This is a genomic window from Sphingobium xenophagum NBRC 107872, assembly GCF_000367345.1.
In the GTDB taxonomy this organism is placed as follows: Bacteria; Pseudomonadota; Alphaproteobacteria; order Sphingomonadales; family Sphingomonadaceae; genus Sphingobium; species Sphingobium xenophagum.
Map to the genome: position 1 here is coordinate 1 of NZ_BARE01000061.1, position 20,189 is coordinate 20,189.

The following is a 20,189-nucleotide window of genomic DNA, read 5'->3' on the forward strand; positions in this document are numbered from 1 at the left end:
AGGCTGGTACGCAGCCCATGCCGGATGGGAACCGGAAGCCCGGCGGGCCGGCTCCCCGTCGCCTGCCTCGCTCGCCTACGACCAGGGCTTCGCCGACGGTGGCGGCGATCGTGACGACCTATTCGATACCGCGCGCCGCGCATTCGAAGCGGCACCATCGCCGGATGCGCGGCCGGCGGTGCAACGCGCTCGTCCCCTTCCAAGCACATGGCCCAAGCCGACCGACGAACCGCTGCCCGCCCGGTGGACGCGACGGCTCCTCATTCTCGGCGCGCCCGAGGCAGGATTGTTCGGTGAGAGAGCCAGCCCGCCATCGGATGCCGCCCTGCTTTTGCCGGCCTTGCGGGCCGCCGCCGGCCCGGATGAACTCACCGTCATCCTGGTCTCCGGCGCCGGCTTCCATAGGCTTGGCGAGGACATGACGGCGATCATCCCGTTGCACGGCGACGCCCTGCCAGCCGATCGGCGCGTTGGCGATCGGCTTCGCAGCCTCCTCGCGGGCCGCGATTTCGACGACATCCTCGTTGCCGCCCAGGGCGACTATCTGAGGCTCCTCGACCTTCACGCGCCGGCGCTGCCGCTCTGCCGGACCATGGAGCGCACCCGCAACACCGTCCTCCAGCAGCGCACGCATTTCCGCATCTGGCTCGAACGCGGGCTCATGGCCGGCGAAAGCCTCGGCGCCGGTCACATACGCTGGGGCAAGGCGGTGAAGGGCCTTACCGGCAAGCTCGGCGAGTTCACGGCTCGTTATGCCGGAAAGCAGCCCGGCCGCGGCCACCGCATCATCGTTGAGACGCCGGAAGGGCGGCTTGCCACGGGCTATGTGTCGGCCCGCGGCGAACCGCTGTCGCCTGAAACCATCATCGGCAACCGCGCTCATCTGCGCAAGACGATGGCCGCCCGCCTGCGCGCCTTCGGCGGGGCAACGCGGCTCACCGCCACTCCCGTGCCCGACCTCCTCGACCTTGCCGCTGCCTGATCCGGCGCGCGTGCAAGGGGAGGGGGTATCGGGGAGATGTGCCGGCCGATCGAGACGCCGGCGCTCCAGCTTCCTCCACCGATCGGAACCCCTGCATGTCTGAACTCTCCGTCTTCTCGGGCCTTCCCGCCACCGCCAATGCCGATCTCGTCCGGCAGATCGACCAGCTCACCGTCGCGCTCGGCGAGAGCGAATATCATGCAGCCACGATCCTCGCCTTCGATCCCGACGCCCATATCGCGGCAGGCCAGCTCGCCGGGCATGACGAGCCATATGACCGGCGTCTCGCGGGCGATGCGATGAGCCTCCGCTCATGGGCGATGCTCGCGCGGGCCTGCTGCGCGGACGGTGACCGTCTCGATGACGCGGCCTGCCTGGCGCGCTTCCTCGCCGCGCGGACGACCCCTGCTGAACCTGTCCTCGAGCATCGGATCGGGTCGCGGGTCCGCATCCGGCCGCGAACGTGCGTTGGCGGGGACCGCTATGCCGGCCGCGAGGGCGTGATCGTGAAGACTCATTTCGCCGGCTTCTACGTGAAGCTCGACATGTCGCGGCGCGAGCGAAGCCAGAAGACGGAGCTCGTCGAAACCGCCTATCTGGAGGTTCTGGCGCCGCCGCTCGCCGCGTGAATCCCCTCCAACCGATATAGAGGTTTTCATGACCGATGCTTCGGACTTCTATGCCGTGATCGAGCGCAACATCGCGCGCAGCGGCCAGCATATGTTCCTGGTCTTCGCCGATGGCGAGACACCCGCCTTTGCCTACAGCATCGGCAACGCCTTGCACGGCCTGCCGGAACTCCTGCTCGTCGGCAATTTCTCACCCCGGGTCGCGGGCTCGATCATCAACGACCTCGGCCGGAAAATGCGCGAGGCGCGCAGGCCGCTCGAAGGCGACATCGATGTCGGCGGCCAGTTCCCAGTTCGGGTCCGCCGCGCCTCCGCCAAGGCCCACCAGTGCTTCACACTCCAGGCAGGACGCTATCTCCGCCACGAGGAGTATGACGTCCTGCAGGTACTGCTGTGCGATGCGGCCGGGATCTATCCCGGCGAACCGGGCTGCGAGCCGGCCTACGACGTGCCGCTGGCCTGACGCTGCCGCAGCATTTCCCCAAACGTTCGGCCGAGGACCTTCGGGAATCCGTCGATGCAACCGCGAAGGAGCTTCGCCCATGAACCCCGCCCTCGCCAACGAACTGGCCGCCCGCGCCGCCGATGGCTGGCATCCCGTCACGCTCAACGAAATCAAAAGGCAGTTGCGCGGTCTCGGTTATGCGCTCGACCGCTCCCTGGACTGCCGCTCTACGGCCCAGATCATGACGGGTCCGCGTGCTGGCAAGACCTATCCCACGCTCTCGACCGGCATCAAGGAAGCCGACACCGGCCGCAGCGCGTTCCACGTCGAGGCCCGGCGCGACGCCAGGTTTCGGGCCATGCAGAACCTTCGCTTCGAGGTCGGCCTTTATGCCGTCCTGGGCGGAGCGATCATGGATCTCTGATCGCGCGGCGCCACTCTAAAATTGCCGGGACGACGTTCGCCGAGCGCTTCGGCCCCATTCTGTCCAACATCCCCAACGCCAGACCCAGGAGACCGATGATGTCGGAGCCCACCCATTTCGTTCACGTCTATGCGACCGTTCGCGTCAAGATGGCGGTCACGGCCACGAACCATGAAGACGCCATGCGCGCCGCCGACGAGGCGCTGTTCGCCAGGGGGTTCGGCGTGCGCCTGGTCCCGACCGCCGAAGGCGCGCTCGACGCCGATTATGCCGAGGAAGTGACCGGCTATCTCGTCGATGAGGCTGGCGACACCGAATATCTCCGCAGCGCGAACTACGGTCCGGACTATGCGCCCGACTGGGGTATGAGGCCGCGGGACAAGCCGGAGCGTCCGGCTGATTGATGAAGCCGCGACAATGACTTGAACGCCTGCAGCCACATGCGCAGGTTGCGGTCCAGCCGGCGACGGACGACGAGACAGAACAGGAAGGGTGATTGCCACATGGAGAATGACGAGAAGCCCCGCGGCCTCAATCGGCGGATCGCCCTCCTGATCGACGCCGACAATGTGTCCCATGCGAAGATCGCGGTGATGCTCGCGGAGCTATCCAAATATGGCACCGCGAATATTCGCCGCGCCTATGGCGATTGGGCCAAGCCCGCGCTCAAGGGATGGACCGACAAGCTCCATGACTTCGCGATTCGGCCGATCCAGCAATTCAGCTATTCCACCGGCAAGAATGCGACCGACATCGCGCTCGTCATCGACGCGATGGAACTGCTCTACACGCAGAAGCCCGACGCCTTCTGCATCGCATCGAGCGATGGCGATTTCACCCCGCTGGTCATGCAGCTGAAGGCCAATGGTCATGAAGTCTACGGATTCGGTGAGCGCAAGACCCCCGCGCCCTTCGTCAACGCCTGCACCACCTTCCTCTATCTCGACAGCCTCGAGGATCCGAGCCAGCCAGCGTCTCAGAGCGAGGCTCCCGAAGCACCCGCCGCGCCCAAGGCCAAGGCGAAGTCCAAGCCTTCAGCGGGCAAGGCCACCGAAAAGACCCTGGCACAGAACACCAAGCTCGTGACGATCCTGCGCGGTGCCGTCGAGGCATCCGCGCGCGAGGACGGCTGGGCGCTCATGTCGGCGGCGGGCAGCGCGGCGAAGCGGCAGGCGCCCATCGATCCCCGCAACTACGGCGTGAAGAACTTTACCGCGCTCTTCACGGGAACGGGCCTTTTCGAGATCCTCAAGGGCGAGAACGGCCAGAGCTATGTCGCCGACAAGCGCAACAAGGATCGAGCACCGCGGCCGGGCGGCTGACCTCCCCCGGGGGCGCCGCAATAGCGCGGCCAGGCGCCCGATGCGCAAAGGGAAGAGGGATCGAGTGGGCGATGGCCAGACAGGCCAGGCCCAGGAGATCCCATCATGGCTACAGTCCTATCGATCGACCCATCCGCCGACCAATGGTCCGTGCCGATCGGCAAGCACAGCCGCGGCGCGCTCATGCTCAACCTCGAGCGCCTGCTCGCCGGCCGGCTGCTCATCCAGGGCAGCAGCGGCGCCGGCAAGAGCCGGACCCTGCGCAAGATCATCGAGGAGGCGTTCGACTTCACGACCGTCGTGCTGGTTGATCCCGAAGGCGAATTCGGCAATCTCGCAGCCCATATCGGCGCGACCTCGCTCAAAGGCTGCGAACTCACCTCGGACGGCCTGACGGCAGCGGCCGCGCGCGCCCGCCAGCACCGGCTCTCGCTCCATGTCGATCTCACCGACCTTGATCCCGACCAGCGCATCATCAAGGCGGCGGCCCTGTTCGCCGGCCTGATCGGCGCGCCGCGCGAGCATTGGAGCCACACCGTCCTCGTCTGCATCGACGAGGGCCATCTGCTCGCGCCGCATCATGCGGGATCGGCCCGCGACGCGGAGACCCGCCGCCTCGGCGTCGCCACGCTCACCGACCTCTGCGCCCGTGGCCGCAAGCGCGGCATCGCACCGGTTATCGCCACCCAGCGCCTCGCCAAGCTCTCCTCCTCGGTGATCTCCGAGCTGCAGAACTTCCTCGTCGGCCTCAACGTCTTCGACCGCGACATTGCGCGCGCCGCCGATCTGCTCGGTTTCTCGGCGAAGGAGGCCGACCGCCTGCGCAAGCTCGCTCCCGGCGAATTCTTCGCCATGGGGCCGGCGATGTCGCCGCTCCCCGTTCTCGCCCATATGGAAGAGACGATCACCGAGCATCTCGGCGCGACGCCCAAGCTGACCGCGGCCGCTGCGATCGACAGCGACGAGGCCGAGAAGTTGCTCGATCTTTCCGCGCTGCGCGAGGTGTCGAACGGCTCGCGCGATACGGCGCTGACCCTCAAGGGCACGCGCGCGCTGGACGCCTTCCTGCTCGATCCGTCGGCGCCGCACGCGGCCTCGATCATCGGCGCGCTCAGGCGCATCGCCCCCAACGCGACCACGGCAAACGACCTCGCCGGCCACCTCGGCTGCCCACGCGATGCCGTCGACAATGCGCTCGACATGCTGGCGGCCATTGCAGCGGTCGACACCATGCCGCGAGGGGAGGACCGGATCGCCCGTCTGCATGCCCGGCTCAGGGCCAAGATCAGCGACATTCCCGTGGTGGCACTGGCATGACCCCGCTCGACCTGGACGCCAACGTCGTCGAGCTCGCGCCTGCGCCAGGCCCTTTCCCCCAGCCACCGCCGCTGCGCGAAATGGCCTATCGCGCGGACGCCTGGACGCCGGCCGAGAGTGAAAGGCTCCGAGCTCTCTTTCTCGAAGACATCTCGATTGGCGATATGGCGCTCACGCTCGGCAGGGGCAGGGGGGCGATATCCGAGCGGATCGCGCTGCTGGGGCTTCGTCGCAACTCGACGCGGTCGTGGACCGAATTCGACGATGCAGAGCTCACTCGCCGCTATGGCACCGAGCCGACCGCCACCATCGCCTCGGATCTCGCTCGCTCCTGCTCAGCGGTCTATGCCCGGGCCCGGCTTCTCGACCTGACCGAAGGCAATCCTCCCGAATGGACACCCTGGGAAGATGCCCAGCTCACCGAGGGGTATCGCCGCGGCGTTCCTCTCGCCCAGATCGCGACGCTGATCGGCCGGCCTTTCGGCGGGTTGTCCAGCCGCGCCGGCTATCTCGGCATCGTGCACGCAAACCATCCGCCCGACTGGACTGAGCAGGAGACGGCTCGCGCACTCGAGCTTGCGGAGGCGGGGCACCGCTACACGGCGATCGTCGCGATGCTTGTCGGGGAGGGCTTTCCGCATAGAACGATCAGAGGCTTCGGCCTTGCCATCCGCAAGCTCGGCTACGGCCGCGGATGGGGCCGGGCCTGGACACCCGAAGAGGACGCGTTCCTCGGCAAGGCCTATACCGAGGGGACAAGCCTGACCCCGCTGCGGCGCCAGCTCGGCCGCACCGCTGGCTCGCTGCGCCACCGCGCCGAATATCTCGGGCTGCGCGGCCTCCATGCCAACCGCAACGGATGGCGCATCGGTCCGGACTGGACCGAGGCCGAGGAAGCGCGACTGCGCGCAGACTATGGCCGTGTCGCGACCAAGACCCTCGCAGCGAGCATGGGCCGGACCAAGGCATCGATCACCACGCGTGCCAACGTCCTGGGCCTGGTCCACGGCTACATCCGCCCGTTCAGCGACGATGAGACCCGCGCCCTCGAAATCGCCTTCCGCACCGGGGTTTCGATCGCCGATCTGGCGCTCGCTCTCGACCGGAAGGCCATGTCGGTCAGCAAATACGCGACCAATCACGGCTACCAGTTCGGGCGGAGGCCCAGACGCGCCGTGACGCTCGAGGGTCTGCTCGCCGCCGCGTGAGCTCTCCGTCGATGCCGGCGGACCCTCCCACCCTTCAACCAGACACAGCAGGCGCGGTCGCCAGACGGCCGGCGCTCGGGGAACCCTCATGCCGCCCCAGGATCGACATATCAGGAACGTCCTCAAACTCTTCGACGCCCATGGCTATCGCCACGATCGCTACAGCCTCTTCTCCGATTGCATGGAGCTCTGCGCGATCAGCATCTCGAACAGCGTCGACAGCCGCTCGCGGACCGATCGGGAGGCGCGCTACCTCGAGATCGTGGGACGATATGACAGGCCGACCGTCGAGATGTTTCCGCAGGTCTTCGCCGAAATCACCTTGGCGCTGGAAGCCGCGCCGGGCGATGTCTTGGGCAGCATCTTCACCGCGCTCGAGATCCACAACAAGAACAGGGGCCAGTTCTTCACGCCCTATCCCGTATGCCAGATGATGGCGGAAATCACGCTCGGCAACGCCGATGACGCGCGGGCGCTGATCGCCGACAAGGGGTTCGTCAGCGCGATGGAGCCCGCCTGCGGTGCAGGGGCCATGGTCATCGCGCTCGCGCAGGCGATGCTCGCAGCCGACATCAATTACCAGCGCCATCTCCATGTGACCGCGGTCGATATCGACAGCCGAGCCGTCCACATGGCCTATATCCAGTTCTCGCTGCTCCATATCCCGGCCCATGTCATGGTCGGCAACTCCCTCAGCAACGAGGTTCGCGAGCACTGGTTCACTCCGGCCCATATCCTGGGAGGCTGGGGTGCGAAGCTTGCGGCCCAACCTCGCGCAGCCGAGCCGCCGGCACGCTCCCTACCGCAAACGACAGTTGCGCGCCCATCTCCTCGCATGCCAGCGCGTGAACCACAGCCCCGCGCGATCGGCGAGCAGTTGACCCTGTTCTGACTGGGAGGCTGGCCCTCGCCGCTCGCGACCGGACATCACTGCGCGACAAGGTCTCCGGGTCACCAATAGACCTTGTACCATGGGTCTGCACGATCATAGGGCTGCTCGAAGATCGCTGCCCGGACCTTCTCTGCGATCTCCTTCAGCGTCGCGAACATCCGGTTGATCTCTGACAGGTCGCCGAGCTGCTCTGGACCATATCGCACCACCAGATAGTCACGCTGGTCGCTGAGCCGGATCAGATGCTCTGCGGTGCGTCGGCGGAGCGACAGCCCTTTTTCGACCGCCAGGCGCGTGCGCTCGGCGAGATCGTGCTGCAGGCCCCGCACCAGCTTTCGATCGAGCGAATGAAAGAGCAAGAACGCGTTGAGATAGGTCTCGATCGATTGAATGGCGCACAGCCTGGCAGGCGCGGACGAGACACCCCGGCCCTTCTCGATCTGCGGCAACAGCCTGTGCGCGGCATCCCAATAGGCGTCGGCCAGGCTCACGACCGTGCCGACCGACGCCTCGGTGCCGGGATAGGACGGCGGACGTGCATCGGGCTGCCCTGAAGGTGCTGTCACGCGCCGCGCCGGCGCACTTTGACCCGACTGTCCCTGTTCCAAACCCGACGTCTCCGAACCGAAATGCCGCGTTGATGCTGCTAGGAAGGCTGCCCTTCGGTTGACTTTGCACGTCCGCGACGAGCCGGGGCGGCTTTGGTGGCCTTTGCCGGCGCGGCGCTGGCCGCCTTGGGCTTGCGCCCGAGGCCGATGCTCTTCGCGAGCGTGCGGCGCTGCTCGGCATAGTTGGGTGCGACCATCGGATAGTCGGCCGGAAGATTCCACTTCGAACGATAATCAGCCGGCGTCATCTGATAATGCGTCATGAGATGGCGCTTGAGCATCTTGAGCTTTTTGCCGTCTTCCAGACAGACGATATAGTCGGGTTTGATCGAAGCCCGGACCGACACCGCCGGCTCCTGCTTTGTTTCGGCAGCCGGTTCACTTTTGCCGAGATTGCTCAGCGCTCCATGAACATTCTGGATCAAGGATGGCAGATCAGCGACCGCCACGCTGTTGTTCGTCACATGTGCCGCGACGATATCGGCGGTCAGGGTAATCAGCGTGCTATCGTCTTCCGATACTTCGCTCATGATGATCTTGCCTTCTTTGGTTGAAAGAACCCGGAGGACTATTCGCTACCGGGAACATGACGCCATGTGAAGCTCGCAAGGCCTCAAAGGAACATAAGCTCACCGGCGCCAATCAGGGGATGTGCGATATCTGATCGTGCCCAATCCCAAACATTCCGTAAACCGATTCATCTCGATCCCTGTCCAAAGAAGAGGGGAATGGACCGGGGAGACAGGTCGAAGGTCCAAGCGGCGTCGATCCTTCTCCATCCCGAGGCCACGACATGGACACCTCACGCAGCCAGCGCTGGCGGGAGCGGCGCGCTCTATGGGCGACCGACTCTCTCGTCATCAATCCGAAAGCCTACTCGGCGGACATCATCGACCACGCCGCCGCGCGCGCGTTCATCGCCGAGCATCATTATCTGCCGAGCTACCCGGCCGCTCAGGTCGCGATAGGTCTCTTCGGCCGCCAGGCGGTGCTGGAAGGTGTGGCCGTCTTTGCTGTGCCGGCGACCGACGCCGTCATCACCCGGCATACCGGCTTTACCGATCCCGCCAAAGGATGCGTCCTCGCGCGGCTGGTCCTGCTCGACAGCGTTCCGCAGAATGGCGAAAGCTTCTTTTGCGCCCGTGCCTTTCGGCTTCTTCGTCAAGCACGCCCCAGAATCGAGGCCGTGGTCTCCTACAGCGATCCCGAGGCAGGTCATGTCGGCCGGGTCTATGCTGCCCTGTCCGGCGCGCACCGGGGCGTCTCCCGGCCGCGCATCGTCCTTCGCGTAGGGAACCGCACCATCTCCGATCGGACGCTCTCCAAAATCCGGCTCGGCGAACGGGGCATGGATGGCGCGATCGCACAGATCGTCGGCCTCGGCCTGCCAGGCCCGGGACTTCGGGAGCAGCCGGAAACCTGGCTCCGCCGTCTTCAGGCTGAAGGCCTCCTGACCCGCCATCGCACCGCCGGGCTTTTCACCTATTGTTTCGAGCTGACCCGCAGCGCCCGCCGAAACGGCCGGACGCTGCCCAGGCTTCCCTATCCCAAAATCCTCCCGCAGGCTCGATTCCAGCGTCAGGCTTTGGCGCTTTCGACGTAGGTGATTGCGTCGCCGACGGTCTGGATTTTCTCGGCATCGGCATCCGATATCGAGATATTGAACTCTTCCTCGATAGCCATGACGAGCTCGACGACGTCGAGGCTGTCGGCACCGAGGTCATCGATAAAATGGGCGTCGGGTGTAACCTTGTCGCGATCGGCACCAAGCTGGTCCGCCACAAGCTCCGCAATTCGATCGGCGATGTCGCTCATCCAATTCATCTCCAAGGGGGGCCGCCTTTCGAGGTCGGCATCCGCGTGCCGTTGCTCTTTCGGCGGCGTCGCGTCCGCCGGTGGGGCCGCAATATCGTCTTCAGCAGAGGAGCAGTCTGATGCATGTCGAGTTCGAAATCCATGGCCGCTTCGACGTCCCCGACGGGACCGAACAAATCGACGGATCGACCAACCTCTTCCGGCTTCCGTCAGGCCAGGTCGTATCGGTTCATCCGGTGATCGAGATGGCCACCGCCCTCGACGGCGATGACCACCGGGACCTCACGACCGACGCGGCGGCCGCGATCGGCGTCCATCTCGATCTATACGATCGGGAGTCCAGCCTTCAGGACGCCGAGTGACGATGCGCTTTCACCACCCAGGGCCGAGGAGGAGAGGCGGGGGGACGTTCGGCGCGCAGATGGACTGCGCGAGAACGGAGCACCTCCATGCTGGCGACCGATCCTTCCGCGCCCGCCGCGCATATTCGCGACATCGACTATATCCGCGTCGCCGAACCTGCCCCCGTGGTGCTCGCCTACGGGATCGGCGTCGACAGCACCGCGCTGCTCGTCGAGCTCGAAAGCCGCGGAACCCCGCCCGATCTCGTCCTGACCGGCGACCCGGGCATCGAGAAGCCGGAGACCTACGCCTATCAGAAGATGATCGCCGCCTGGATGGCCGCGCGCGGCATCCGCTACGAGACCGTTCGCTACACGCCGCGCCGGTTCAAGCACTGGCCGCCCTATTACGACCTGCTAGCCAACGTCCTCACCAATGCGACGCTGCCGAGCATTTCTCTGGGGCGTCATTCGTGCTCCCTTAAGTGGAAGGTGGCGCCCCAGGATGCGTTCCTGAAACAGTGGGCGCCGGCGAAAGCGGCCTGGGCGCGCGGCCAGAAGGTCATCCGCCTGATCGGCTATGATGCCTCGCCGGCGGATACTCGGCGCCATGCCCATGCTTCCGCGATCGAGCATGATCTCTTCGAGTGCCGATACCCGCTTCGCGAATGGAAATGGGACCGCGCCGCCTGCATCGCCCGCATCGAGGCTGCCGGCCTTCCCGTGCCGCCCAAGTCGAGCTGCTTCATCTGCGGCGCCATGAAGCCGGACGAGGTTCGGGCGCTACCGGCCTGGTGCCTTCGGCTCATCGTCCTGGTCGAAGCCCGCGCGGCCCCGCGCCTGCGTACCGTCGAAGGCCTGTGGCGCCGGTCTACCTCGACCAGACCCGGCCGAATGACCGACTTCATCCGCGCCGAGGAGCTGCTCCCCGCAGCCGACATCGACGCGATCATCCGCGATGCGCCCGCCGACCTCATCCGCTTTCAGGACGTCGCCGCGCATGTCCCGCTCCCCGAACGACCGGCAATGGCGGAGTGGCTCGACACCTTCAACGCCGGCTTGCTGGAGGCCGCATGACAATTCCCGCCACCGAACGGATCGCCCGTCTCAACGATCGCTGCCGGCAGGGCCTCGATGCCCATGCCCGCATCATGGTCACCCGCAATTGCCTTGCCCGGCTGTCCGGCGAGGGCGAAGGCATCGCCGAGGTGCTCGCGCAGGCCGAACTGCTCGCGGCGGTCCGCCGCTATGCGTTCAAGCCCGGCGACGGGCCCGAGCGCGATTTCGGCGCCTTCGACCTGCAGGGGCAGAGGGTCCTCTTCAAGATCGATTATTATGACATGGCGCTCGAGTTCGGCTCCGACGACCCGGCGGACGCCTCGATCACGCGGCGCGTCCTCACCGTCATGCTCGCCGAGGACTACTGAGCGCCAGCGAGCCCTCAAGCCCCATTCCCTATGAAAATCAGCGCATCGGCTCGCCGGCCCTCCGGGCAGCGAGAGGGGAGGGGGAGGGCGAGCTTCAGGCTCGCCGACCGAGAGCGCGCGGGCTCGATGGACCCTGCCTTCCCCAATCCCCGAGGAGACCAGCCTTGACCCCTGCCGAACCGATCCGCGCCACGCTGCCGCTCTCCCTCATCACCAAGGGCGACAATCCGCGCCGCTATTTCGACCGCAAGAAGCATGACGAGCTTGTCGCCTCGATCCGCCTGCGCGGAATCCTGCAGCCCATCCTCCTGCGTCCCAAGGGCGAGGTCTATGCGATCGTCGCCGGCGAGCGCCGCTACCGCGCCGGTCTGGAAGCCTACGGCCCCGATGGCGAAGTGCCTGTCATCATCCGCGAGATGACGGACCAGGAGGCGCTGGACGCCGCGATCGCCGAGAATGACGACCGCGACGATCCGTCGGAAACCGAGCAGGCTGACGCCGCCGTCCGCTATCTCGCGGCCTGCCAGAACGATCGCGCCGAGGCCGCCCGACGGCTTGGCTGGTCCCGGGCGAAGCTCGATCGGCGCCTGGCGCTCGCCGAGCTTTCCGATGCCGTGAAGCTCGCGCTCGACGAACGCCGGATCAAGGTCGGCCATGCCGAGCTGCTGGCGGCCGTACCCGGCGACAAGCAGGACAAGGCCCTCGAGACCATTCTCGCCGCCGGGCTGGACGTCGGCAAGACTCGCGAATTGCTGATGCGGGTGACGCAGAACCTCGCCGCTGCCTGCTTCGACAAGACCGAGTGCACCACCTGTCCGTTCAACTCGGCCTCCCAGCGAACCCTGTTCGAGACCCACGTCGACGACGGACACTGCACCAATCCCGGTTGCTTCGAACTGAAGACCCAGACCGCCGAGGCGATCCGCTTCGAGGAGCAGGAGCGTGCCGAGAAGGCGGAACGGGCTGCAGCTCCGCCCTCCACTGACGATGCGCAGGATGACGAGCGCGATGACGACGAGGATGACGTCCTCGACGACACCGAAGGCGGATCTGATGCGAACCCGGGCGATCGCACTGAAGCTCCCACCCGCGCCGAACCGCGCGCCCCGGCTCCGCAGACCCCGCTCCCTTCGACGAGCGGCGGCTCCGCCGCGCACAAGCCGACTGTCACGGTCAAATCGATCGCAGGCCGTACCAGCGACCTGCGCGAGGCGAAGTGGCGCACCGCCGTCGCCCGGGCGCTCGCGGCCGATGCCGTCCAGGCCCACACCGCCATTCTCGTCGCCGCCATGTCGGGCACGCTTCCCCAGATCAAGGCCGAAACGCTGAAGGCGCGTGCCGGCATCCTGGTCGGCGCCACCTTCCCGGATCTTCCCTATGGCGACAAGATCGCGGAGATCCGCGCCCTTTCGGAGCCGCAGGCGGCCAATGTGCTGTCCGCCGTCGGCGCCGCCTATGCCAAGGACGTGCTCACCTTCGGGCATGTCGCCGACCTCGCCCGGGCCTTCGCGGTCGACCTGCGCGACGTCTGGCAGGTCGATAAGGCCTTCCTCGAGCGATACACCAAGGATGAACTCAAGTTCATCGCCCAGGAATGCGGCCTCGTCGCACACATGGGCGAAAAGGGCTTCGCCAAGCTCCTCACCGCCAAGAAGGCCGACCTCATCGCCGGCATGCTGGGCCGGCCCGGCTTCGACTGGGCCGGACGCCTCCCCAGTTCGATGACGCTCGACGGCCAATACGGACCGCCGCCGGTGAAGGCCGCGCCGCCGACCGAAGCCGCGATCACGGAACTCGCCGCCTGACCCCCCGAACACTCACATAGAAGGAAGCGCCCCCATGCTGATTACCAACCTGCTCCCGCTGCTCGCGCGCTACTCGCTCGGCTTCGATCTCGTCGCCGGCCCGGACGATACCGTCACCCTGACCGTGATCCCCCGCAGGCAGGAAGGCGCCGCGCACAAGCTCGAGACCGGCGAAACCCGCCCGATCTCGCTCACCGCCAGCGCCGCGGAAATCGACGCCGAACTAGCCAAGGGCGAAGACGGTGCGCTCGGCCAGCTCATCGCCGCTCGCAAGACGCTCGCCGACCAGCTCGAGGAGCAACGCCAGGCAGCCGAAGCGGCCCGCACCGCCGCCGCCGAAGCCGCGAAGGCCAAGGCGGCAACGCCGAAGACGCCCGCGCCCACGAGTCCCGCAAAAGCTGCGAACCCCGCCGCTCCGCCAGCCGACGCCAAGGCGGACGAACCGGCCAGCCTCTGGGACTGACCTTCATCGACTTGCCCAACATCTCAATTCGAGAGGCCCATCATGCAGATCAACCTCCTGACCCGCACTTACCGATACGACGGCATCGACCTCCCGGTCCCGCCGCATCTCGCGGAAGAACCGGCAGCGTTGCGCTCCTACCATGCGACACTCTTCCCGGCGATTCTCAACGCCGAGATCGTCGATGCCGGCGTGTCGGGCAACGCCCACCTCATCGAATATCGGCGCGCCGTCGGCACCAAGGGCTGAACATGCCGCCCGCCCAGAGCGCGGCCATTCCGGCCGCTCCGCGCAAGACGCTCCTCGAATGGATCGAGCACGACGATGGCAACACGACCGGCTTCCCCCAGCCTCCCTGCAGCGCCCAGGCCCAGGCCCTCCACGCGCGGATCCTCCTCGACCCTGCCAATCACAAAGGCGAAGCGGCGGAGCCGCTTCAGCCCCCCGCCGGCCTCAGGCTCGCCCCACTCGGTTGATCTCGCGGGGCGGTCGGTCGCGCTGTCCGTCGACATCCCCGCCACTTTCGATCAGCCGCTCAGCAATCACCACAAGCTGATGGGCCGCTGGGTGTCCGCGCGGGAAGCAACCTCCAAGCGGTACACGCGCGTCGGCGCCCGCAAGCGCATCGAGCAGGTCTTCAATGCCGCGGTTCTCGAAATCCTGGAGCCGATCGAGCTTGTCGATCTGCGGGTCGCCGTCCTCGTCGGCGAAGACGATAATCCGCCCGCGATCGCCCTTGTCTGCGAGACCCTGGGCCAACTGGATCTTGGCTGGATCGAAACCGGCGACGCTCCCATCCCCTGGCGCGCCGCCGCCTATGCGGCCCTCGGGGAGACGCTCGGCACCGCCCTTCCGGTCTTCGGCTACCAAGACCTCTTCGACGAAATCTCGATGTATTATTGGGACGGCGAGATCGACGACGAGAGCGCGCGCCGGAGCTTGGCCGCCTATCAGGGTCTCAGCGCCGAAGAGATCGAGGAACAGACGCTCCCCTCGGAAATGAACGCGCGCCGTCCCGACTGGATGATCGGCGCGAACGCAGCGAAGCCCGCATGCCTCCCGAAAGAGCTGGCGCAGGCGCTGCACCGGCTTCGCGACGCGCATAAGGCGCTCGAACACCTCGCCTCGGACCGCAATGCCTGGCACTTCGATAGCGACGCCCTCTACGAATATGTGCCGGGCATCGAGGAATGCTCGTCCCTTCCGCCCTTGACGCTCGTTCCGTTCGAAGAGTTCGCCCGCGAACTCGACGATGTCGCGCGCCACGGCATGGAAATGGGCTTCATGGATTTCTGCGGCCTCTGCCCGCTGCCCGAAGTGAGCCGGATCGACGCCTGGTTCGCGAGCCTCAGGCTCGGCGTCCAGTTCCTGCTCGCGGCTCAGGATCTCGTCCGTCTCGACCCACCCAATCCGTGAGGCCCCCATGTCCGATCACAGCAGCCACTTCGAAGCCACCGGCGGCGGTCTCGTCCTGACCAACGCCATCCTGCTCTATCAGGCCGGAACGTCCCGGACCCCAAACGCCTATGGCGCGCCCAGGAACGACGTGGCGGCGTTCGCCAGCATGCACGCCGTCGAGCTCGATGGAGACGGCCGCCCCACGATCGCTGCGGGCATTCCCTTGTCGCGTGCGCAGCTGCGCCAGTGGACCGAGGCGCTGGGCCGCACGGCTATCCCCGAGATATTGCCCGACACCGTCCTGGTCTCCCATCCCGATGTTCTCGCATGGTGGACGCCGGCACAGGTTCGCCCCGCCTATTTCGCGCTCTCATCGCCGCCCGACGGTCTTCGAGCGCTGGCGCGGCGCACCACGGTCGCGGTGCCCTATCCCGCGCATCTGTTCATTGCCACGCGCGCGGGGCTCGGGGTCTACGCGCTGCCGGCCAGCGAGCGCCCCGTGGCTGACACGCCGGTGCTGCACTCGCCCATTCTCAATGTCTTCATCGAAGGGCGGCTCTGCTGGGGCAATATCCCGAGGCCGAAAACCCTCGGCGTTGCCGCAATCCCGGAGTTCGAACGGGCCGTGTTCGACTCCTGGTCGACGCACCCCAATCCCGGACAGGAATGGACGGTGACCGGCAAGGGCGGCCTCGTCAGACTCTGGGACGATCTCGCCGCGCGCGGGGCCAGTCGTTTCCCGGTCCGACGCCTCAGGCCCTTCAATCCCGCCGCCCGTCTGCGACAGGCGCGCCCGCCGGCCGACGCGATCACGGTCGGCCGACTGATTTCAGCGGCTGCCGGGAGATGACCATGCTCGCCGATGATCCGACCGCGGCCGCGCTGCTCGCCGCCGTTCCCTGCTATCCTGTTCCGCCCATAGGCCGATCGCCTGGGCTCGATGCGCTTCGCAGCAGTCGGGCCGGACACGGGCTCGCCGTGGGGGCCGATGGGGCGATGCTCATATTGCGTCGTCCCTGGCTGGCGCTTGATGCGCCTCTGTCGCCGCCATTCGCAGCCCATCTCCCCTATGGCAGCATGGGCGACCCCCAGGCCGAATTGCGCTGCGGCCGGGTCCCGGGTGAGCATCTCGCGGCCGTCCTGGACCATTTCCGTGCCGCCCTGCCCAACGAGGCAGCCGCCTTCATCCTGTGGAACGAGGCGACGGCCGAATTCACCGTGCATTTTCCGCAGATCGATGAAGCGACGCCGACGCGCCTCGTCTACCGGCCCCCGGCCTGCGAGCCTAGTTGGCATGTCGTCTGCGACATGCACAGTCACGGGCGCGGTCCGGCCTATTTCAGCGCGACCGACGATGCTGACGATGCCCATGCCACCAAGATTTCACTCGTCGTCGGCCGGCTCGACCACCCGGCGGGTCCGGTCATGGCCGCCAGGCTCTGCGCCGGAGGGATGTTCCTGGCCGTGCCGCGCAGCCCATTTTCGGGAGATTCCCCATGCAGCCTGACAAGCTCCAGCGCCACTTCCTTCCCGCCACCTTCGACAATCGCGGGATCCGCATCCTCCTCGTGGGATGCGGTGGAAACGGCGCTCAGATGCTAATGGGCCTTGCCTCGCTCGACACGGCTCTCCGCGCGATCTCCTCGCGTTCGCTCGCGGTCACCGTGGTCGACGACGACATTGTGACCGAGGCCAATCTCGGTCGCCAGCCCTTCTATCGCTGCGATCTCGGCAACTCCAAGGCGCGCACGCTAACCGAGCGGATCAACCTTGCCCACGGCCTGGGCTGGAAAGCCGTTCATGGCCGAGCGCCCGATGCCGTCGATACGGAAGGGACCGACATCCTCATCACGTGCGTCGACACGGCTTCGGCGCGCCGGGCACTCGGCGCGGCGCTTAGCGACGGCAGGGTCGTGCCGACCTATTGGATGGACCTCGGCAATCGCGCCAGCGACGGACAATATCTGATCGGTTGCCCATGCCGTCCGAAGGGCAACGTCAAGGCGCGCCTGCCAACTGTCCTCGAGGCCTTTCCCGAGCTGGCCGACGAAACCCTGGCCGAGGACGATGCCCCGTCCTGCTCGGTCGCCGAGGCGCTCGAACGTCAGTCCCTGTTCGTCAATCGGGTGCTGGCGAGCCACGCGCTCGCACTGCTGTTCGACCTTCTCGGCCGCGGGTCGATCGGGCACGCCGGCGCTTTCATCAACCTCGCCAGTGGCCAAGCCGTCCCGATCCCTTTGCCGCGCGGTGACTGAACCCCTGCCGGCCACTCCACCACTTTCCGTGCCCATCCAACCCCGGTGGCCTGCGCCCCGGGGCATGAGGAGATTTTGTCATGACCGTCATCGGACATAACCGCATCCGCCGCGTCGATAGCTTCGATGGCTATGAGGTTCTCGCCCATCCCCTGGCGAACCGCGAGGACCGCGTCTTCCATCGCGGCGAGGGCGGGGCGTCCCAGGTCGGGGTAACCTACGGGTCGCATGACATCCAGATCGCGCGGCCGACCGGTCCCGGAAACAAGGGCCTCCTGGCCATCCTGATGCACCACGGCGGGGGCCGCCATATCCTCGAATTCTACGAGAGCGCGCTGCCGATCAGCGCGACACTGCTCAGCCTGCCGGAGCGCGCGCAATACGCGCTGGCCTACACGATGTTCAAACAGGCCGACGAGTGCGCCATCGCCGCCCGCGTGGACGAAGCCGACCGCTGGGCCAAGGCCTTCGTCGATGGCCGCATCCGCAAGCGCCGCCGGGCCGGCAAGCGCTATGTCCACATCGAGACACCGGCCGAGAAGGAGCGCCGTTGCGCCTGACAGCCGCGCCACCGCCGCCCGTGGACGCGCAGCCCCGAGCGAAAGGAGAGAAGGGCGGGGAGGGGGCCATTCGCTCTTGCCGAGGAGACCCCGATGCCCCTTCCCACCGTCGTCCACAGCCAGGTCGATCCCGCAGCGATCACCAAGGTGACGAGGCTGTTCAATAATACGCTCGGTTCCATACTGACCGAGCTCATCCAGAATGCGCGCCGCGCCGGCGCGACGACCGTCGACCTCGATGTCGCCGAAGCCGACGATCGGCAGTGGCTCGTCATCGCCGACGACGGCGCGGGGATCGCCGATCCCGCGGTCATTCTCGCGCTCGGGCGCTCGGGATGGGATGAGGATATCGCGGCCCGTGAAGATCCTGCCGGCATGGGCGTGTTCAGCCTTGCCGGGCGCCATGTCGAAATCCGGTCCCGTCCGCGCGCCGGCGGAGACGCCTGGCGGATCTCGATCGCGCCCGGCGATTGGGAAACGGGCGGTCCTATCCCGGTCTATCGCTGCGATCATCGCTTCGGCACCGAGATCCGTCTCCCACTCCAGGATGACTGGGCGAAATCCCTGGAGGCCAGCGCGAACGCGGCCGCACGCTATTGTCCGACGCCGATCCGATTCAACGGCGCGCCGCTTGCCCAATCGGACTGGCTCGCCGACGCCCTGGTCACGGTTGAGACCGGCGGCGTGCGCATCGGCCTCTATAACGGGGCGCGCTCCACTCACTACCAGCCGCGCATCAACTTCCACGGCCTCACCGTCCCCTGCGCCTTGCCCTCGATTGACGAGAAGGATCGCAGCTGGTGGGCGCGCGTCGACATCATCGATGCCCCAGCGCTACAGCTTGTGCTGCCAGCCCGGACCGAAATGGTCGAGAGCGCCGCGCTCGAAGCGCTCCGCGACTTGGTCCGCAAGACCATCTTCCGCCACATCGCATCTCTCGGCAGCCACCGCCTGTCCTTCGCCCAATGGACCGAGGCCCGGAATCTCGGCATCGATCTTCCCGAGGCGACGGCGCTCCTGCGAGGCTGGACCCCGGCGACGGCCGATCTCAACAGCGGACGCGAGGGTTCCGGCCTGATCCCGGCGGACAATCTCGTCCTCATGGAGAATTTCGGCGCGCCGCTCGAACAATGCGCGGCATTCGCGCTCGCCCGCGACGGCCGCCTCCAAGGTTCCCTCGCCGATCCGGACGACGCGATGGCGGGATATGGCTGGTACGATGCACTCCCCCGGATCACAGCGCTTCGGTTCGAGATCGAACGCGACGGCGCCCGCCATCTGTTCGACAGCGAGACCCTGTCCGGGCTCGAATGCGGGACGGTCGACCGCCTCGATCTCGTGGTCGAGATCGGGGGCGCCAGAACCGAGACGCTGACCGTCGCGGCTCCCGTCGTCATCGAGTATGACGACGCGCATCATTGGGGTTTCGAGGAAGCGAACGTCCTTCTCGCCGCGCGCGGCGCGATATCCCCGGACGAGCTGGTCGACCTGCTCGAGGCTTCATGCTTCTGCGCGAGCGACGATCGCGACGCCGATAGCTGGGAGACGCAGAACGATCGCTTCCTGCTCGATGCCAGAGAAATGGCCACCCGACTGTTGCTTGGAGACGACGCGGCGCTGGTGGAGCGGCTCCGGGCGATCATCGCCTACCGCGCCCAATGGTTCGTTCCCGAAGGGCGCCAGTTCTCAGCGATCATCGGCAGGAACGCCATCGATGTCCGCATCGAAACCGTCCCGGCGTCGCCGGCATCCTGATCAATCTCGAAGGGACCAATCCCATGCGACCCATCAGAGCCGCGAAGCGGGCAGACCGCGACGCCGTGTGGGAGGCGATTGACCAGCTTCGCAGCGCGCGGCACCTTCTTGCCCAGAGCGGCGCCCCGCGCGCCGCCGCCGCGGTCCGCAAGGCGCTGCGCAGCGCCGAGGGCGCGGCCCGCCACGTCGATCATCGCATTCGTCGGAGCCAGACATGAGCCGCTACGAACTGAAACCGAGACCGGGGAATGGGGTCATCAAGGCGGTGGTTGGCTGGGACAGACCCCTTCAGACCTTCTTCGCCCAGATATTCACGCCGACCGATGAGGAACCCGAAGAAGGCGAGGCGACGATCTGGCTTGGCACCGAGCCGGGCGAGCTGCTCAGCCCCGAGATCGCCATCAGGGTGGTCGAAGCTTATGCCGATATTCCCGAGACGCTGGCTGCCGATCTCGCGGCGGACATGAACGCCACGGTCGGCGTCAAGGACGGCCTGCATCAGGCAGCGGCCAAGAGGCGTCTCTTCGGCTCGATAAACTAACA

At 66.7% G+C, this 20,189-nt stretch carries 28 protein-coding genes; 25 read left to right on the forward strand and 3 right to left on the reverse strand.

Annotated features, from left to right (window positions below; genetic code table 11):
* From SX1_RS23070 to SX1_RS19545, 9 genes are all read left to right on the forward strand, one after another.
* On the forward strand, nucleotides 1-982 hold a 982-nt coding region (locus SX1_RS23070), incomplete at its 5' end, for a hypothetical protein (RefSeq protein WP_043146126.1).
* Between the two features lie 95 nt (nucleotides 983-1,077).
* Nucleotides 1,078-1,611 (forward strand): hypothetical protein, encoded by a 534-nt coding sequence (locus SX1_RS19510; RefSeq protein ID WP_019054409.1) that lies wholly within the window; start codon nucleotides 1,078-1,080, stop codon nucleotides 1,609-1,611.
* Between the two features lie 28 nt (nucleotides 1,612-1,639).
* Complete coding sequence (locus tag SX1_RS19515) at nucleotides 1,640-2,074, forward strand: DUF4262 domain-containing protein (protein ID WP_019054410.1); 435 nt, start codon at nucleotides 1,640-1,642, stop codon at nucleotides 2,072-2,074.
* Between the two features lie 79 nt (nucleotides 2,075-2,153).
* On the forward strand, nucleotides 2,154-2,480 hold the full coding sequence (locus tag SX1_RS19520) for a hypothetical protein (RefSeq protein ID WP_019054411.1): 327 nt from the start codon (nucleotides 2,154-2,156) through the stop codon (nucleotides 2,478-2,480).
* A gap of 95 nt (nucleotides 2,481-2,575) precedes the next feature.
* Nucleotides 2,576-2,884 carry a hypothetical protein gene (locus tag SX1_RS19525; RefSeq protein WP_019054412.1) on the forward strand — a complete coding sequence of 103 codons (309 nt, stop codon included), beginning with the start codon at nucleotides 2,576-2,578 and terminating at the stop codon, nucleotides 2,882-2,884.
* A gap of 99 nt (nucleotides 2,885-2,983) precedes the next feature.
* Nucleotides 2,984-3,802, forward strand: a complete 819-nt coding sequence (locus SX1_RS19530; RefSeq protein ID WP_019054413.1) for an NYN domain-containing protein — start codon at nucleotides 2,984-2,986, stop codon at nucleotides 3,800-3,802.
* 105 nt (nucleotides 3,803-3,907) lie between these two features.
* Nucleotides 3,908-5,119: a helicase HerA domain-containing protein gene (locus tag SX1_RS19535; protein WP_019054414.1), complete on the forward strand. Its 1,212-nt coding sequence runs from the start codon at nucleotides 3,908-3,910 to the stop codon at nucleotides 5,117-5,119.
* Nucleotides 5,116-6,327: a hypothetical protein gene (locus SX1_RS19540; protein ID WP_019054415.1), complete on the forward strand. Its 1,212-nt coding sequence runs from the start codon at nucleotides 5,116-5,118 to the stop codon at nucleotides 6,325-6,327. The genes SX1_RS19535 and SX1_RS19540 overlap by 4 nt, the downstream gene beginning before the upstream one ends.
* A gap of 88 nt (nucleotides 6,328-6,415) precedes the next feature.
* A complete protein-coding gene (locus SX1_RS19545) occupies nucleotides 6,416-7,219 on the forward strand; it encodes an N-6 DNA methylase (protein WP_026149969.1) in 804 nt (267 codons plus the stop codon).
* A gap of 59 nt (nucleotides 7,220-7,278) precedes the next feature.
* Here the strand turns inward: SX1_RS19545 and SX1_RS19550 are convergent, their stop codons facing one another.
* Nucleotides 7,279-7,785 (reverse strand): hypothetical protein, encoded by a 507-nt coding sequence (locus tag SX1_RS19550; protein ID WP_255209807.1) that lies wholly within the window; start codon nucleotides 7,783-7,785, stop codon nucleotides 7,279-7,281.
* 80 nt (nucleotides 7,786-7,865) lie between these two features.
* Nucleotides 7,866-8,357 (reverse strand): Ros/MucR family transcriptional regulator, encoded by a 492-nt coding sequence (locus tag SX1_RS19555; RefSeq protein ID WP_019054418.1) that lies wholly within the window; start codon nucleotides 8,355-8,357, stop codon nucleotides 7,866-7,868.
* A gap of 263 nt (nucleotides 8,358-8,620) precedes the next feature.
* Between SX1_RS19555 and SX1_RS19560 the strand changes: the two genes are divergently transcribed.
* Complete coding sequence (locus tag SX1_RS19560; protein ID WP_019054419.1) at nucleotides 8,621-9,430, forward strand: Mom family adenine methylcarbamoylation protein; 810 nt, start codon at nucleotides 8,621-8,623, stop codon at nucleotides 9,428-9,430.
* Here SX1_RS19560 and SX1_RS19565 read toward each other — a convergent pair.
* Entirely contained in the window at nucleotides 9,406-9,642 is a 237-nt protein-coding gene (locus tag SX1_RS19565) for an acyl carrier protein (protein WP_026149970.1), read from the reverse strand. The genes SX1_RS19560 and SX1_RS19565 overlap by 25 nt on opposite strands.
* 119 nt (nucleotides 9,643-9,761) lie before the next feature.
* Here SX1_RS19565 and SX1_RS19570 point away from each other — a divergent pair, with 119 nt between their 5' ends.
* The 15 genes from SX1_RS19570 (at nucleotide 9,762) to SX1_RS19635 (ending at nucleotide 20,187) form a co-directional block, all read left to right on the forward strand.
* Nucleotides 9,762-10,004, forward strand: coding sequence for a hypothetical protein (locus SX1_RS19570; protein ID WP_019054421.1), 243 nt, complete (start codon nucleotides 9,762-9,764; stop codon nucleotides 10,002-10,004).
* A gap of 87 nt (nucleotides 10,005-10,091) precedes the next feature.
* The gene (locus SX1_RS19575; RefSeq protein WP_019054422.1) at nucleotides 10,092-11,060 is read left to right on the forward strand and encodes an adenine nucleotide alpha hydrolase family protein; all 969 of its coding nucleotides are present in this window, start codon (nucleotides 10,092-10,094) and stop codon (nucleotides 11,058-11,060) included.
* On the forward strand, nucleotides 11,057-11,410 hold the full coding sequence (locus tag SX1_RS19580) for a DUF3768 domain-containing protein (RefSeq protein WP_019054423.1): 354 nt from the start codon (nucleotides 11,057-11,059) through the stop codon (nucleotides 11,408-11,410). Before SX1_RS19575 ends, SX1_RS19580 begins: the two co-directional genes overlap by 4 nt.
* A 164-nt stretch (nucleotides 11,411-11,574) precedes the next feature.
* Entirely contained in the window at nucleotides 11,575-13,215 is a 1,641-nt protein-coding gene (locus SX1_RS19585) for a PRTRC system ParB family protein (RefSeq protein ID WP_019054424.1), read from the forward strand.
* Between the two features lie 34 nt (nucleotides 13,216-13,249).
* Nucleotides 13,250-13,678 (forward strand): PRTRC system protein E, encoded by a 429-nt coding sequence (locus SX1_RS19590; protein WP_019054425.1) that lies wholly within the window; start codon nucleotides 13,250-13,252, stop codon nucleotides 13,676-13,678.
* A gap of 42 nt (nucleotides 13,679-13,720) precedes the next feature.
* Nucleotides 13,721-13,927 carry a PRTRC system protein C gene (locus SX1_RS19595; protein ID WP_019054426.1) on the forward strand — a complete coding sequence of 69 codons (207 nt, stop codon included), beginning with the start codon at nucleotides 13,721-13,723 and terminating at the stop codon, nucleotides 13,925-13,927.
* A gap of 2 nt (nucleotides 13,928-13,929) precedes the next feature.
* The gene (locus tag SX1_RS24920) at nucleotides 13,930-14,154 is read left to right on the forward strand and encodes a hypothetical protein (RefSeq protein ID WP_019054427.1); all 225 of its coding nucleotides are present in this window, start codon (nucleotides 13,930-13,932) and stop codon (nucleotides 14,152-14,154) included.
* Between the two features lie 79 nt (nucleotides 14,155-14,233).
* Nucleotides 14,234-15,094: a hypothetical protein gene (locus SX1_RS19600; RefSeq protein ID WP_019054428.1), complete on the forward strand. Its 861-nt coding sequence runs from the start codon at nucleotides 14,234-14,236 to the stop codon at nucleotides 15,092-15,094.
* 7 nt (nucleotides 15,095-15,101) lie between these two features.
* Entirely contained in the window at nucleotides 15,102-15,926 is an 825-nt protein-coding gene (locus SX1_RS19605) for a PRTRC system protein B (RefSeq protein WP_019054429.1), read from the forward strand.
* Nucleotides 15,923-16,678 (forward strand): PRTRC system protein A, encoded by a 756-nt coding sequence (locus tag SX1_RS23075; protein ID WP_019054430.1) that lies wholly within the window; start codon nucleotides 15,923-15,925, stop codon nucleotides 16,676-16,678. Before SX1_RS19605 ends, SX1_RS23075 begins: the two co-directional genes overlap by 4 nt.
* Nucleotides 16,573-17,331: a PRTRC system ThiF family protein gene (locus tag SX1_RS19615; protein ID WP_026149972.1), complete on the forward strand. Its 759-nt coding sequence runs from the start codon at nucleotides 16,573-16,575 to the stop codon at nucleotides 17,329-17,331. Before SX1_RS23075 ends, SX1_RS19615 begins: the two co-directional genes overlap by 106 nt.
* 80 nt (nucleotides 17,332-17,411) lie before the next feature.
* Nucleotides 17,412-17,891, forward strand: a complete 480-nt coding sequence (locus SX1_RS19620) for a hypothetical protein (RefSeq protein ID WP_019054432.1) — start codon at nucleotides 17,412-17,414, stop codon at nucleotides 17,889-17,891.
* Between the two features lie 93 nt (nucleotides 17,892-17,984).
* Nucleotides 17,985-19,646: an ATP-binding protein gene (locus SX1_RS19625; protein ID WP_019054433.1), complete on the forward strand. Its 1,662-nt coding sequence runs from the start codon at nucleotides 17,985-17,987 to the stop codon at nucleotides 19,644-19,646.
* Between the two features lie 23 nt (nucleotides 19,647-19,669).
* Nucleotides 19,670-19,864 (forward strand): hypothetical protein, encoded by a 195-nt coding sequence (locus tag SX1_RS19630; protein WP_019054434.1) that lies wholly within the window; start codon nucleotides 19,670-19,672, stop codon nucleotides 19,862-19,864.
* Nucleotides 19,861-20,187 carry a hypothetical protein gene (locus SX1_RS19635; RefSeq protein ID WP_019054435.1) on the forward strand — a complete coding sequence of 109 codons (327 nt, stop codon included), beginning with the start codon at nucleotides 19,861-19,863 and terminating at the stop codon, nucleotides 20,185-20,187. Before SX1_RS19630 ends, SX1_RS19635 begins: the two co-directional genes overlap by 4 nt.
* Nucleotides 20,188-20,189 lie beyond the last annotated feature (2 nt).

What these genes read in the sequence shown, in the direction of transcription:
- SX1_RS19560 (WP_019054419.1), top strand. Translation starts at nt 8,621, where the DNA reads ATGGACACCTCACGCAGCCAGCGCTGGCGGGAGCGGCGCGCTCTATGG.
- SX1_RS19530 (WP_019054413.1), top strand. Translation starts at nt 2,984, where the DNA reads ATGGAGAATGACGAGAAGCCCCGCGGCCTCAATCGGCGGATCGCCCTC.
- SX1_RS19615 (WP_026149972.1), top strand. Translation starts at nt 16,573, where the DNA reads ATGCAGCCTGACAAGCTCCAGCGCCACTTCCTTCCCGCCACCTTCGAC.
- SX1_RS19635 (WP_019054435.1), top strand. Translation starts at nt 19,861, where the DNA reads ATGAGCCGCTACGAACTGAAACCGAGACCGGGGAATGGGGTCATCAAG.
- SX1_RS19575 (WP_019054422.1), top strand. Translation starts at nt 10,092, where the DNA reads ATGCTGGCGACCGATCCTTCCGCGCCCGCCGCGCATATTCGCGACATC.
- SX1_RS19605 (WP_019054429.1), top strand. Translation starts at nt 15,102, where the DNA reads ATGTCCGATCACAGCAGCCACTTCGAAGCCACCGGCGGCGGTCTCGTC.
- SX1_RS19525 (WP_019054412.1), top strand. Translation starts at nt 2,576, where the DNA reads ATGATGTCGGAGCCCACCCATTTCGTTCACGTCTATGCGACCGTTCGC.
- SX1_RS19600 (WP_019054428.1), top strand. Translation starts at nt 14,234, where the DNA reads ATGGGCCGCTGGGTGTCCGCGCGGGAAGCAACCTCCAAGCGGTACACG.
- SX1_RS19555 (WP_019054418.1), bottom strand. Translation starts at nt 8,357, where the DNA reads ATGAGCGAAGTATCGGAAGACGATAGCACGCTGATTACCCTGACCGCC.
- SX1_RS19545 (WP_026149969.1), top strand. Translation starts at nt 6,416, where the DNA reads ATGCCGCCCCAGGATCGACATATCAGGAACGTCCTCAAACTCTTCGAC.
- SX1_RS19515 (WP_019054410.1), top strand. Translation starts at nt 1,640, where the DNA reads ATGACCGATGCTTCGGACTTCTATGCCGTGATCGAGCGCAACATCGCG.
- SX1_RS19580 (WP_019054423.1), top strand. Translation starts at nt 11,057, where the DNA reads ATGACAATTCCCGCCACCGAACGGATCGCCCGTCTCAACGATCGCTGC.
- SX1_RS19595 (WP_019054426.1), top strand. Translation starts at nt 13,721, where the DNA reads ATGCAGATCAACCTCCTGACCCGCACTTACCGATACGACGGCATCGAC.
- SX1_RS19630 (WP_019054434.1), top strand. Translation starts at nt 19,670, where the DNA reads ATGCGACCCATCAGAGCCGCGAAGCGGGCAGACCGCGACGCCGTGTGG.
- SX1_RS19620 (WP_019054432.1), top strand. Translation starts at nt 17,412, where the DNA reads ATGACCGTCATCGGACATAACCGCATCCGCCGCGTCGATAGCTTCGAT.
- SX1_RS19535 (WP_019054414.1), top strand. Translation starts at nt 3,908, where the DNA reads ATGGCTACAGTCCTATCGATCGACCCATCCGCCGACCAATGGTCCGTG.
- SX1_RS24920 (WP_019054427.1), top strand. Translation starts at nt 13,930, where the DNA reads ATGCCGCCCGCCCAGAGCGCGGCCATTCCGGCCGCTCCGCGCAAGACG.
- SX1_RS19565 (WP_026149970.1), bottom strand. Translation starts at nt 9,642, where the DNA reads ATGAGCGACATCGCCGATCGAATTGCGGAGCTTGTGGCGGACCAGCTT.
- SX1_RS19510 (WP_019054409.1), top strand. Translation starts at nt 1,078, where the DNA reads ATGTCTGAACTCTCCGTCTTCTCGGGCCTTCCCGCCACCGCCAATGCC.
- SX1_RS19520 (WP_019054411.1), top strand. Translation starts at nt 2,154, where the DNA reads ATGAACCCCGCCCTCGCCAACGAACTGGCCGCCCGCGCCGCCGATGGC.
- SX1_RS19540 (WP_019054415.1), top strand. Translation starts at nt 5,116, where the DNA reads ATGACCCCGCTCGACCTGGACGCCAACGTCGTCGAGCTCGCGCCTGCG.
- SX1_RS19625 (WP_019054433.1), top strand. Translation starts at nt 17,985, where the DNA reads ATGCCCCTTCCCACCGTCGTCCACAGCCAGGTCGATCCCGCAGCGATC.
- SX1_RS23075 (WP_019054430.1), top strand. Translation starts at nt 15,923, where the DNA reads ATGACCATGCTCGCCGATGATCCGACCGCGGCCGCGCTGCTCGCCGCC.
- SX1_RS19590 (WP_019054425.1), top strand. Translation starts at nt 13,250, where the DNA reads ATGCTGATTACCAACCTGCTCCCGCTGCTCGCGCGCTACTCGCTCGGC.
- SX1_RS19570 (WP_019054421.1), top strand. Translation starts at nt 9,762, where the DNA reads ATGCATGTCGAGTTCGAAATCCATGGCCGCTTCGACGTCCCCGACGGG.